Genomic DNA, 11,819 nt, shown 5'->3' with positions numbered 1-11,819 from the left:
TCCGGGCCGAAACCCGCTTTGGCACGGCGTTACGGAGATACCGGGCCGAACCCGCCCCGGCACGACGGACGCGGGCGGGCCGCACCCAGGACATCCGGTGCGGCCCGCCCGTCGCGGGTTTCCGTCCGCCTCACACCTTGCGGTAGCCGTACGCCTCCGTCGCCGCGGCCTCCACCGCCGCGATGTCGCCGCCCGCCGAGGCGGTGACCACCGCGGCCACCGCGCCCTCCACGAACGGAGCATCCACCAGCCGGGAGCCCTCCGGCAGCTCGTCGCCCTCGGCCAGCAACGACTTGACCGTGAGCACCGCGCTGCCCAGGTCCACCAGCAGCGCGACACCCGCACCGGAATCCACCGACCTGGCGGCCTCGGAGATCAGCTCCGCGCTCGTCCCGAGACCGCCCGCGGGAGTGCCGCCGGCCGCCGCCACCGGGGCCGTCGCACCGCCCGCGGCGAGCCCCCTGGCCAGCTCGGCGACGGACTCGGCCACCGGCCCGCTGTGCGAGACCAGCACGATCCCGACCTGTTTCCCCTCGCTCATGCGCGTTCCCCGTCCGTCTTCTCCCCGGTGTCGGCCAGTGCGGCGATCAGCAGGGCCGAGGACGTCGCCCCCGGGTCCTGATGGCCGATGCTCCGTTCGCCCAGGTAACTCGCCCTGCCCTTGCGGGCCTGCATCGGCACCGTCGCCGAGGCCCCCTTCTCCGCCGCCTCCCGGGCAGCCCCGAACGAGGTGCCCAGCGCCTCGGCGGCCGGCAGCAGCGCGTCGAGCATCGTCTTGTCCCCGGCCTGCGCCCCGCCCAGCTGCGCCACGGCCGCCACACCCACCCCGAAGGCGTCCGCCAGCTGCTGCGGCGTCACCTCGGGGGCATCGCCCAGGGCCTTTCCGGTACGGCGCAGCAGCGTCCCGTACAACGGGCCCGAGGCCCCGCCGACCGTCGAGATCAGGTTCCGGCCGGCGAGCATCAGCACGGCGCCCGGCGTCTGCGGCCGTTCCTCGTCCAGGACGGCGGTCACCGCGGTGAACCCGCGCTGCATGTTGCTGCCGTGGTCGGCGTCCCCGATCGCCGAGTCGAGCTCGGTGAGACGGGCCGCCTCACGGCCGACCAGGGCGGCGGCCCCGGTCATCCAACGGTGGAAGAAGTCGGCGTCGAGCACATGATCTCCTTGTCGCTGCGGCATGACGGAATGCGGTACGGACGGATCAGCGGCCCCAGCGCAGCGCAGATGTCTGCACCGGCGCGTCCCAGAGCCGCAGCAGCTCCTCGTCCACCTGGCAGAGCGTCACCGAGCAGCCCGCCATGTCGAGCGAGGTCACATAGTTCCCCACGAGCGTACGAGCTGCCACCACACCCCGCTCGGACAGCACCCGCTGGACCTCCGCATTGAACCCGTACAGCTCCAGCAGGGGCGTCGCCCCCATGCCGTTGACCAGCGCGATCACCGGGCCGGTCGGCCGCAGGTCCTCCAGCACCGCGTCCACCGCGAAGTCCGCGATCTCCCGCGACGTCATCATCGGACGCCGCTCCCGCCCCGGCTCGCCGTGGATCCCGATGCCGAGCTCCAGCTCGCCCGGCGGCAGATCGAAGGTGGGGGAGCCCTTGGCCGGTGTGGTGACGGCGCCGAGGGCCACCCCGAAGCTCCGCGACGACTCGTTCACCCGCCGGGCGACGGCCGCCACCCGGTCCAGCGGGGCGCCCTCGTCGGCCGCCGCCCCGGCGATCTTCTCGACGAACAGGGTTGCCCCCGTGCCCCGTCGGCCGGCCGTGTACAGGCTGTCGGTCACCGCCACGTCGTCGTTGACGAGCACCCGGGCCACCTGGATGCCCTCGTCCTCGGCGAGCTCGGCGGCCATCTCGAAGTTCAGGACGTCACCGGTGTAGTTCTTGACCACGAACAGCACCCCCGCCCCGCTGTCCACGGCGGCCGCCGCCCGCACCATCTGGTCGGGCACGGGAGAGGTGAACACCTCCCCAGGGCAGGCCGCGGACAGCATGCCGGGGCCGACGAACCCCGCGTGCAGCGGCTCGTGCCCTGAACCGCCGCCGGAGACGAGCGCCACCTTCCCGGCCACGGGCGCGTCGCGCCGCACGACGACACGGCTCTCGACGTCCACCGTCAGCTCGGGGTGAGCCGCGGCCATACCGCGCAGCGCGTCCGCGACAACGGTCTCGGGAACGTTGATCAGCATCCTCACGGATACCTCCTGGAGAAACTAGCAGGCGAGCTGCTGTGCTGTGTTTTAGCAGTTCAGGGCAGGTGTGACGATTTTTTGATCTTGGCGGTTCATGGTGCTGCGGGGCGGTTCCGCGCGGTGCCGATGCCGACTTTCCCGATGTGGCGTCAGGTGTGGGTCGAGAGGGCGATCTTTGCGGATGCGCATCACGATGCAATTATCGATGCGTGACCGCGCACATGCACAGGTGTGGAAGTGACCGGGGTGTCGGATCTCGATGGCGCGGCGGAGCGAGAGTTGGGACAGCCCGAGCGGATGGCGCTCACCTGAGGGGGAGTGGTGGGGCTGTGTTCAAGTCCAAGATCTGACCATTTGGCGTTGCCGCAGGTCAGGGGCGTCATGTGCTCCCCTCGGGCCGGCAGACGGCCAGCACGTTTCCGTGCCGTGTCTGCGCTGCCGCTGCTTGAAGCAGCGGCAGCGGAAGGATGCCCGGATGGAACCACCGGCGCTTTGCTATGCCTTGTCGGCCCAGCACTTGAGGTCGGCCCCGGTGAGTGCTTCGGCGATGCCGTGGGCGCGGGCGGCGGTCGGACCGTGGGTGGAGCCGGGCGGCGCGGGCGAGGCCCACAGCAGTCGCCCGAAGGGATCGGTGAGAACTCGGACGTTCATACCGTGATGCTTGTTCTGCCCGAGCAGTACGCGGTGTCGGCGGCGATCCGGTCGATCGGCAGCAGAGCGCCGTCCAGGATCACGAACGCCTTGGTCCGTGCGATGCGCACCGCCTCGGCCGGGGTGGGCGCGAGGCCGGCCGGCACCGTCGGGTTGGAAAGGGCTCAGTGCGGACGCGTCGGACCGTGAGGGCCGGGCGCGGTGCTCGCCGCTTCCTTGCCCGTGAAGTGCCGGTAGACGGTGCCGGAACCCACTCCCGCGCGCCGGGCGATCTCGTCCAGGGGAACGCCGAGACCCTCCGAGGCGAACGCCTCCTGGGCGGCCTCCAGCACCCGGGCGCGGTTGCGCCGGGCGTCCGAACGCGGCGCAGGCCCAAAACGGGGTGATGGTTCGGCTTCTTTTCCTCGGAGCGGGGAGTTGGTTCCGTAAGTTCGGCCCGGATCGAATGCCCGGATTCTAGGATGCACGGAAGGGAAACGGATCCGAGGGTCGAGGAAACGACCACGGGAACCTGAGGGAAGGGCCCTGGATTTGAACTCGTCACTGATTCCGCGGCGTCAGCCGGGAAGCGCCGGCCTTGAAGTCTCCGCGCTGGGACTCGGCTGCATGGGAATGAGCCAGACTTATGGAGTTCCGGACGACAAGGAGTCGATCGCGACGATCCATCGGGCACTCGAACGAGGCTGTTTCTTCTTCGACACCGCGGAGTCGTACGGCCCCTTCGTCAATGAAGGACTTCTGGGCCGCGCGCTCCGTGGCCGCCGGGACGAGGCGGTCATCGCGACCAAGTTCGGGTGGGAGTACGAAGGAACACGACGCGGAGAGCTGAACAGCAAGCCCGAGCACATTCGTAAAGTGGTCGACGAATGCCTGGGGCGGCTGGAAACCGACCGGATCGACGTCCTCTATCAGCACCGCGTGGACCTGGAAGTCCCGATCGAGGAGGTGGCCGGCACGGTCGGCGAGCTCATCCAAGAGGGAAAGGTGCTCCACTTTGGTCTGTCGGAGGCCGGTGCGGGAACGATCGCCCGCGCCCACGAGGTCTGTCCCGTGGCCCTGCTCCAGACGGAGTACTCGCTCTGGGAGCGCCACATCGAGCAGGAGATTCTGCCGGCGGTCCGGGAGCGGGGAATCGGTCTCGTGGCCTACTCGCCTCTGGGGCGTGGGTTCCTGACCGGCACGGCGCTGCCGGCGGAGGAGTATCCGGAGTCGGACTACCGCCGCTACGATCCGCGGTTCCAGGGGGACAACTTCACCGCCAACTCGGCGGCGGCATCGGTGGTGCGCGAAATGGCCACGAAGCACGAGGCGACACCGGCCCAGATCGCCCTCGCGTGGCTGCTCCACCGGGGCGAAGACATCGTGCCTATCCCCGGGACCAAGCGCAGGGTCACGCTGGAGGAGAACCTCGCGGCCGTGGACGTGGCGCTCGACGCAGAGGACCACCAGCGACTGGACGAGGCGCTTCCTCCGGAAGCGGTGGCGGGAACCCGCTACCCAGAAACTGTCATGCATATGAACGGCCGCTGACGGTCGTTGAACGAAAGAGAAAGAAGAAACGGGGAAATCACGTTCCGCGGGCTGGTCATGTCTTTCGTGGCGATGGCGACGGCCACGCCCGGGGGTACCGGGACGTCGAACGCGGCCGCTCGGACGCCCGTGCCGGCAGGCCCACCACACTTCGACTGCCGGACGGCTTCCACTCGGAGGGCATCGCCATCTGGGGGAAGGGGCACCGTACGTACTTCGGTTCGCTGAACGACGGTGCCATCCACCGGGTCGACCTGTTCACCGGCCGGGGATGGCCACCGGCATGAAGCTCGGCGAGGGACACAAGCTGTATGTCGCGGGCGGGTCGCTGCCCGCGCGGAGTGAGCTGGTCACCGCCGCTCACTGGCGACCTCCAGCACCTGGACGGGTTCGACGCGATTGGCATCGCGCCCACGCCCGAGGGAAGAGCCTGCTGATCGCTCAGACCAACACCGGGAAGCTCTTCGCGGTGAAAACACCGCCTGCGGAGCGACTCACGCCGTGGACACCGGGCCCGAGACCCTGACCAATCCCGACGGAATGCTCCTGGTCGACCACGCTCTCATGTGGCCGAGAACCGCGAGAACGAGGTCGCGTCGCTGAAAATCGACGACGCCGGACTGCGCGGCGACGTCGTCCAGCGCACCACGGCCCCTCGCTTCGACATCCCGACCCGCATCGCGGCGGACGGAGATCTGCTCTGCCTTGCGAACGCGCGCACGACGACCATGCCCACACCGGCCACGCCCTGCACGGCGGTGGCGATTCCGAAGCCGTGAGCCGTTGCTCCGGGCAGCCCGGCCCGACGGGCGCCCGGTTCCGGAGCGCGACACGCGTAACTCCCCTCCATGGCAGCGCGATATCCCGAAGTCCTTCGGGATATCGCGCTTTTTCTTTTCCATGGTCGATCCAATTCTGCGACCGAAGGAAAGGCGGATGAACCTGTCATTTCGGGCGCACTGATCAGCTTTCCCGGAGGAATTTCGAGCGAAGGCGAAGGCCGACGGCGGTGAGATCCTCTTTGCCGACCGGTCGGCATCCGGTCCGACCAGGTCACCGGCCGCACCTGGGGCGAGAAGGGGAAGACGCCCGTGGTGCGGTGGAGCGGGAACCGGTTCTCGGTGAACGCAATGTCGGCGATCGGTACCAAGGGCCGGATGCACTTCGTGGTCTTCGCCGAGTCCTTCACCGCCGAGGTGATGTGCCGCTTTCTGGACCGGCTCGCCGGCCACTTCGACCACAAGGTCCACCTCGTGGTCGACGGACACTCCGCCCACCGCTCGAAGAAGGTCCGCGACTGGCTCGCCGCCCACCCCGACGACGTCGAGCTGTGCTTCCTGCCGTCCTACTCACCCGAGCTGAACCCCGACGAGCTGGTCAACGCCGACCTCAAGCACGGCCTGCCCCGGCAGCACCGGGCCCGAGACCAGGCCGAACTCGCCGCCGAAACCCGCCGCTTCTTCCACCGACGGCAGCGCCAGCCGCACATCGTCCGCGGCTACTTCGGTGGCCCACACGTCCGTTACGCCTTGGACAAGAACCCCATCAGTTTCTGGTCAATAGCCCCCACTCCGGCCTCGGACCTGTGGAAGGCGACGGTGAGGAGGTGTCCGCCGCCTCGGCCCGTCCGGCATGGGTGAGCGGGGCAGGGGGCCGAGGAGGGCGGGCGAGAAGAGATGCTTGCGGCGGTAATGCGGCATATGGGATGCCCGGAACCGTCCGCTGGCGAGCTCCTGACGGCCCGGGTGCGGTTACTGTGCGGATCATGGTGTTCAAACGACTGCTCGGCAGTGGAAGCGGCGGCAAGACGGCAGACGGCATACCGCTGGAAGCCGACACACTCCTCCCGGACGAACCGGTGCGCCCCGGGGAGATCCTGCGCGGTGAGGTGGTACTGCGCGCGCTCGACCGGGACGTGCGGATCCGGACGGTCAACGCGCGCCTGGTCGCCAACGCGGCCCCCGCCGCCGTCACCAAGAGCACGACGACGGACGTCAACACGGACACCGGTGTCACCCTCGCCCACTTCCAGGTGACGAGCCTCTTCACCATCCCGAAGGGCGAGGAACGCCGGGTGCCGCTCCGGTACCGGCTGAAGTGGGAGACCCCGGTCTCCGAGGTGCGCGGGTTGCCGCTGGCCGGGATGCGGATCGGTCTGTACACGGAGGTCGATGCCGACGGCATCGCGGACCGCACGGACGTCGACGCGGTCCGCATCGAGACGACGCCCCTGCACGAGACCCTCCTCGACGCCTTCGCCGCCGCCGGATACACCTGCCGCAGCGCGTGGGTCGACCCCGAGTACATTCCGCGTACTGAGCGGGAGATCCTCTACAGCCGACAGGGGTTCCATCTCGCCGCGACCGACGCGGACCACCCAAGGAACATGGAACTGTACCTCCACTCCAACGCGGTCGGCGCCGAGATCTACCTCCGAAGGGCCGCCTTGGCGGAGAAGGACTGGTGGGGCAAGCCCCCGGCCCTCCGGTACGTCGCCGCCCACCACGAGATCGGCCACGTAGACTTCGAGGCCAAGGCCCGGCAGTGGATCGACAATGTCGCCGCACTGCCCGATACCGCCGTCGATGACCGCGAGCGAGTCGACTACCACCTGGACAGCCCCCGATGGTGGCGCGATACCTGAACAGCACGGATTCTCCCGGCTGCCGGCGCGGACGGCGGCCGGGACGACTTCGGCAGGCCCAGCGTCGTATCCGAGACGAAGTTCAGGACGACCTCCCGGCCAACCGGCGCGATCCGCGCCGGTGTCACCAGCCGCAGGACCTCCTGCACCGACGGCGGGAGATGCCGCGCGTCCCCCACCAGATCGCTCACACCTCTACAGCGCCCCGGAACCCGAACCGTTTCTGATCGATAGTCCTTCGGCGGAACGGGAAGGTCCATCGGCGAACTCCTGCATGCAGACAGAAAGTCTGGCTGTGCGGTGCATCGACCTGCCCCTCGCATCCGGTGAAGCGATGGTGGCCGATGGAATCGAGGGGGAGAACCCGCAGGGCTTTCCCGGTCCGGGACTTCTCTGCTTCTGCGAGGAGAGCTGCGGCTCCGGGGCTTCCACGTGCGCAGCAGTCCGCTCCGCGGCAGCCCCGTCCACGTCCGCAAGCAGATCGTGCACGACATCCACTCCCCGCACGATCTGCGTGCCCTTCCAGCGGACCGGCTGGAGGAACTGGCCGAGGAGATCCGGACCTTCCTGATCGACGCCGTGACAGGCACGGGCGGGCATCCCGGTCCCGACCGGGGGCGCTCGCGGGCAGGCGCCCGGCGGTGGTCTTCTTGACCCCAAGCATGGTTGAGCTTCTAGCGTTCTCTCCGGTTGACCATCCGACGACGGGAGAAGACTCGTGATTCTCGTGACAGGCGCTACCGGGAACACAGGAAGCGCCCTGCTCAAGGAGCTGAACGCGTGCGGCGCCGGGCCGCTGCGGGGGCTCACCCGTGACGCTGCGCGGGCCTCGTTCCCCGAAGGGGTGGAGGTGAAGGAAGGCGACTTCGCCGACACGGCCTCCCTGAAGCACGCGCTGGACGGAGTGCGCTCGCTGTTCCTCGTGTCGCGGATGGGCCCCGACGCCGACATCCTCGACGCCGCCCGCCGAGCGGGTGTCGAGCATGTGGTGCTCGTGTCGTCCATCACCGTCCAGACGCATCCGCACCTGGGCCCCGCCCGCGAGAACATGACTGTCGAACAGCTGCTCAAGGACAGCGGCATGGCCTGGACGGTTCTGCGGCCGACGCAGTTCGCCTCGAACGCCATGTGGTGGGCGGCGTCAATCCGCGAGCGCCGAACGGTCCGCGTGCCGTACGCGGACATCGGGCTGCCCACGATCCACCCTGCGGACATCGCGGCGGTGGCGCGAGTGGCCCTGACCGAACCCGGTCACCAGGGGCGGACGTACGCGCTGACCGGCCCGGAGCGGGTGACGGCCCGGCAGCAGGTGGAGGCCATCGCGGCGGCCCTGGGGCGGGAGGTGCCGTTCGCGGAGACCGGCCGGGCGGAGGCCCACCGGCACATGTCCACGTTCTTGGGGGCCGAGGCCGCGGACGCGGTGCTGGACGTGACCGGCGGGGACGTCAACGACGAACTGCTGACGGTGCGCGACACGGTCCCAGGGGTCACCGGATCCCCCGCCAGGCCGTTCCGCCAGTGGGTTCTGGAGAATGTCGCCGCCTTCCGCTGAGGCGCCCGTTCCCGCCCGCGATCGGACCCGGCCGGTGGCCGTTCCCCTTCGGGCCTGTTCGCGGAAGGCCATCGATCGGGCCCGGCCCGTCCACGGAACGCGCCGCTGCCCGGGGCCACAGGCTGGGGGTTCTCCGTCCGATCGAGTGCGGCCGGTCGCCCTTCCGTTTCGGTGTGTGCGCTTTCGTCCATGATCCGCCTGGCGTCCCGGCGGGCGCCCTGGTCGTCCAGCCACAGAAGAACGGAGCGGTTCATATGACCACAGAAGGTGGAGAGCCCATCGCGTCGGTGACCGACGCGACCCTCGCCGACATCGCGGCCCACGGCATCTGGCGCGGCGCGAGCCTCGACATCAACCCGTCGGTGCTCACCGTCGCCAGGGCCCTGCTCGCGGCCCTCCGGGGCACGGCCCCGGCCGGGGTGCTCCCCGACGAGCTGCGGGAGTTGGTGGAGCGGGTCCTGCGGGAGGCCGGAGTCGGTTTCCCGCGCATTGCAGTGACGGACGAGATCGGTCTGTCCGCGTTCACGATCAAGCAGAAGACCTCGGAGCCGCGCCCGGTCGTGATCGTGCCGGCCGGGTGGAACCCGTACGGCTGGATGCCGTTCATGGTCGGCTACCTCTCCCTGGCGGCGCGCGGCTACCACGTTCTGGCGTACACGCCCCGCGGGTTCGGCGAACCGGGCGGGCCGTTCACGTCCGACGGGTTCATCGGCGTCGCCGGACCGGACGACTGGTCGGACGGTTCGGCGGTGATCGACCACGCGGAAGGGCTGTTCACGCCGAGCAAGGTCGGGTTCCTCGGTCTGTCCTACGGTTCCGGGATCAGTCAGCTGGTCGCCGCACACGACAAGAAGAACAGGGTCGCCGCCGTGGTCGCCCTGAGCACGTGGGGCAACCTGGCCACCAGCCTCTACGACAACGGCACCCGGCACCAGAAGGCCGTGGAACTGCTGATCGGCTTCACCGGAGCCGAGGAGGGCAAGGAGAAGGAGAAGTTCGACGAGGCGACGTGGCGCGTCCTCCAGGACTTCCAGGACGGACAGAACATGGAGCAGGTGGTGGAGTGGGGCACCGTGCGTTCCCCGGAGACCTACGTGGACATCACCAACGCCCGTTCCGTCCCGACCTTCTGCTCCAACACCTGGCACGAGAGCCTGTTCCCCGCCGGTGAGGCGATCGCGACCTTCGAGAAGCTCACCGTTCCCAAGCACCTGAACCTGTGGATCGGCGACCACGGCGCACCGGAGGGCGTCGGCATCACCGGCGTGCCGGGCGGCGCCCCGTTCTGGAGCTACCTGACACCGGTGACGGAGGCCTACGCCTGGCTCGACCACCACCTGCTCGGGAAGGACACCGAGGTGCCCGGCTGGCCGGTGGTCAACAGCCAGGTCATGTTCACCTACAGGACCAAACCGACCGGCATCGGCGGCGACCGGATCGTCGAGGCGGCACGGCGCGAACCGCTCCGCTCCTGGTCCGAGGCCACCACCGGCACCGAGACCTGGTACCTGAGCGGCAGCAACGGGGACGGCGATGCCGCCCTGTCCGACAAGCCGTCCGCGGGCTGGAGCCGGACGTTCACCGCCGGGTACGAGACCACCGCCACCGCCATGGACGACATCATGGAGACTGGGCAGAAGGAGTGGTTCGGCAACCCCAAGACCTACGACCCGGCCGGTTTCGACCAGGCCCGGCTCCTGGTCTGGTCCACCGAGGCACTGACGGGCGGGCGTCGTATCCGCGGCGCCGCCGAGCTCAAGCTCACCGTCCGCGTCGAGGAGGGCGACGCCGCGACCCTGGTCGCCTACCTCTTCGACGTGGACCCGGACGGCAACGCCCGGATCATCACCCACGAGCCCCTCACCACCACCGGCCTGGGCACCGGCACGGACCGGACCGTCGGCTGGACGCTCCAGCCCGCCGCCCACGACCTCGCCGACGGCCACCGCCTCGCCCTGGTCGTCAACAGCCGGGACCGCCTCTACTCGTTCACCGGCAAGCAGGACGCCGCCACCACCATCACCTCCCCGACCGGCCTGGAAGCCGTCCTGGAGCTGCCACTCGGCTGACCGGCACCCCGGGGCGGGCGTCGGATGTGTTTCCGCGCCGAGGAGGCCGGCGGCACGGAGACGTACCGGATCCCTTCGGGTGCCCGTGCGTGCGGTTCAGCCGGTGGTGGGGCCCGCGGCGGTCTCCAGCACGGCCATCGCGCTGGACAGTTTCATCGCGGCCTGGGTCCAGGCCAGGGAGCACGGGCCGTCGAGCACTTCGCCCGTGACCTCGTCACCGCGGTGGGCCGGAAGATCGTGCAGGAACGAGGCTTCCGGCCACCGGCGCATGAGTGCCGCGTCGACATGGAACGGCCGGAAGGTCTCCCGCCATGCCGGATCGGCCTTGCTCGTTCCTGTGGTCTGCCAGCGGGTGGTGTACACGGCGTCCACCTGTTCCGGGGCGTCCGCCACGTCGTGCGTCTCGACCACTGCGGCGCCGGTCGTGCCGGCCGTCCGTCGTGCCGTGTTGAGCACATCCGCAGGCAGCCCGTACCCGGGAGGTGTGACGAAGGTGGCCCGGGCCCCGGGCACGGTGGCAATGCCGTACGCCAGCGCGACGGCCGTGTTGTTGCCCTCACCGATGTACATCACCCGGATTCCGCTCAGGTCGCCGTGTGCGAGGGAGAGGGTCGCCAGGTCGCACACGCCCTGGGTCGGATGCTCCTCCGCAGCCATGGCGTTGATCACGGGAAGCCCGCCTTCGCGGGACAGTTCGCGCAGCTCGTCGAGGGGACCGGAGGTGCGGGCGACCAGCAGGTCGAGCATGGAGCCGAGCACTTGTGCGGTATCGCCCACGGATTCCCCGGTGTTGAGCTGGAGGTCGTGCGGTCCGTAGGCGATCGGGGTACCGCCGAGCCGGACGATGCCGGTCTGGAACGCGGTGCGTGTCCGTGTGGACGTACGGGTGAACAGCACGCCGGCGACCCGGTCGCGCAGAGGGCGGTCATGAGCTTCTTTGTCGCGGAAGAGTTCGACCGACCTTTCGACGAGCGCCCACAGGGTGTGGGGCTTCAGTTCGGAGAGCGAGAACAGCCCGCGGTCCCGGTTGGTCTCCGGGCGACCGTAGAGTTTGTCCATTGAACAAGATCCGTCCCTCGGCGAAGCCGTATCGGTCGACACAGGCGCAGTCGCTGCCCGACACCGCGGCGCAGAGCGACCGGTTGTTCCGTGAGCCACATCGAGGATGTCAGGACGTCGCCG

General features: G+C 69.5%; 9 protein-coding genes and 4 pseudogenes. 7 read left to right on the top strand and 6 right to left on the bottom strand.

Features of this window, described 5'->3' with window-relative positions; translation table 11 throughout:
* Positions 1 to 130 precede the first annotated feature (130 nt).
* The 5 genes and pseudogenes from ABZZ04_RS26120 to ABZZ04_RS26100 form a co-directional block, all read right to left on the bottom strand.
* A complete protein-coding gene (locus ABZZ04_RS26120; RefSeq protein ID WP_356934642.1) occupies positions 131 to 541 on the bottom strand; it encodes a PTS fructose transporter subunit IIA in 411 nt (136 codons plus the stop codon).
* A complete protein-coding gene (gene dhaL / locus ABZZ04_RS26115) occupies positions 538 to 1,155 on the bottom strand; it encodes a dihydroxyacetone kinase subunit DhaL (RefSeq protein WP_356934641.1) in 618 nt (205 codons plus the stop codon). The genes ABZZ04_RS26120 and dhaL overlap by 4 nt, the downstream gene beginning before the upstream one ends.
* A 46-nt stretch (positions 1,156 to 1,201) precedes the next feature.
* Positions 1,202 to 2,194 (bottom strand): dihydroxyacetone kinase subunit DhaK, encoded by a 993-nt coding sequence (dhaK, locus tag ABZZ04_RS26110; RefSeq protein WP_356934640.1) that lies wholly within the window; start codon positions 2,192 to 2,194, stop codon positions 1,202 to 1,204.
* Between the two features lie 495 nt (positions 2,195 to 2,689).
* Positions 2,690 to 2,988 (bottom strand): annotated as a pseudogene (locus ABZZ04_RS26105) (transposase family protein); the annotation flags it as partial.
* A gap of 63 nt (positions 2,989 to 3,051) precedes the next feature.
* Positions 3,052 to 3,174: pseudogene (locus ABZZ04_RS26100) on the bottom strand (helix-turn-helix domain-containing protein); the annotation flags it as partial.
* Between the two features lie 199 nt (positions 3,175 to 3,373).
* On the opposite strand from ABZZ04_RS26100, the gene ABZZ04_RS26095 reads away from it, so the two are divergent.
* The 7 genes and pseudogenes from ABZZ04_RS26095 (at position 3,374) to ABZZ04_RS26065 (ending at position 10,637) form a co-directional block, all read left to right on the top strand.
* Positions 3,374 to 4,372: an aldo/keto reductase gene (locus tag ABZZ04_RS26095; protein WP_356934639.1), complete on the top strand. Its 999-nt coding sequence runs from the start codon at positions 3,374 to 3,376 to the stop codon at positions 4,370 to 4,372.
* A gap of 566 nt (positions 4,373 to 4,938) precedes the next feature.
* A complete protein-coding gene (locus tag ABZZ04_RS26090; RefSeq protein WP_356934638.1) occupies positions 4,939 to 5,151 on the top strand; it encodes a hypothetical protein in 213 nt (70 codons plus the stop codon).
* A 205-nt stretch (positions 5,152 to 5,356) separates the two neighbouring features.
* Positions 5,357 to 6,012: pseudogene (locus ABZZ04_RS26085) on the top strand (IS630 family transposase); the annotation flags it as partial.
* 125 nt (positions 6,013 to 6,137) lie between these two features.
* Positions 6,138 to 7,016 (top strand): sporulation protein, encoded by an 879-nt coding sequence (locus ABZZ04_RS26080; RefSeq protein WP_356934637.1) that lies wholly within the window; start codon positions 6,138 to 6,140, stop codon positions 7,014 to 7,016.
* A 480-nt stretch (positions 7,017 to 7,496) separates the two neighbouring features.
* A pseudogene (locus ABZZ04_RS26075) lies at positions 7,497 to 7,634 on the top strand (1-deoxy-D-xylulose-5-phosphate synthase N-terminal domain-containing protein); the annotation flags it as partial.
* A gap of 100 nt (positions 7,635 to 7,734) precedes the next feature.
* On the top strand, positions 7,735 to 8,568 hold the full coding sequence (locus tag ABZZ04_RS26070) for an NAD(P)H-binding protein (protein ID WP_356934636.1): 834 nt from the start codon (positions 7,735 to 7,737) through the stop codon (positions 8,566 to 8,568).
* Positions 8,569 to 8,822: 254 nt separating this feature from the next.
* Positions 8,823 to 10,637 (top strand): CocE/NonD family hydrolase, encoded by a 1,815-nt coding sequence (locus ABZZ04_RS26065; RefSeq protein WP_356934635.1) that lies wholly within the window; start codon positions 8,823 to 8,825, stop codon positions 10,635 to 10,637.
* Between the two features lie 96 nt (positions 10,638 to 10,733).
* Here ABZZ04_RS26065 and ABZZ04_RS26060 read toward each other — a convergent pair whose 3' ends face one another.
* Positions 10,734 to 11,696 (bottom strand): ornithine carbamoyltransferase, encoded by a 963-nt coding sequence (locus tag ABZZ04_RS26060; RefSeq protein WP_356934634.1) that lies wholly within the window; start codon positions 11,694 to 11,696, stop codon positions 10,734 to 10,736.
* Positions 11,697 to 11,819 lie beyond the last annotated feature (123 nt).

The sequence above is a fragment of the Streptomyces sp. NPDC006435 genome (genome assembly GCF_040612315.1).
Lineage (GTDB): Bacteria > Actinomycetota > Actinomycetes > Streptomycetales > Streptomycetaceae > Streptomyces.
Note: the sequence above shows the minus strand (reverse complement) of the source record. Positions and strands in the feature narration are given on the sequence as shown.

Excerpts from the sequence above, each read along its gene's own strand:
- ABZZ04_RS26120 (WP_356934642.1), bottom strand. The coding sequence starts at position 541 with ATGAGCGAGGGGAAACAGGTCGGGATCGTGCTGGTCTCGCACAGCGGG.
- ABZZ04_RS26080 (WP_356934637.1), top strand. The coding sequence starts at position 6,138 with ATGGTGTTCAAACGACTGCTCGGCAGTGGAAGCGGCGGCAAGACGGCA.
- ABZZ04_RS26065 (WP_356934635.1), top strand. The coding sequence starts at position 8,823 with ATGACCACAGAAGGTGGAGAGCCCATCGCGTCGGTGACCGACGCGACC.
- ABZZ04_RS26060 (WP_356934634.1), bottom strand. The coding sequence starts at position 11,696 with ATGGACAAACTCTACGGTCGCCCGGAGACCAACCGGGACCGCGGGCTG.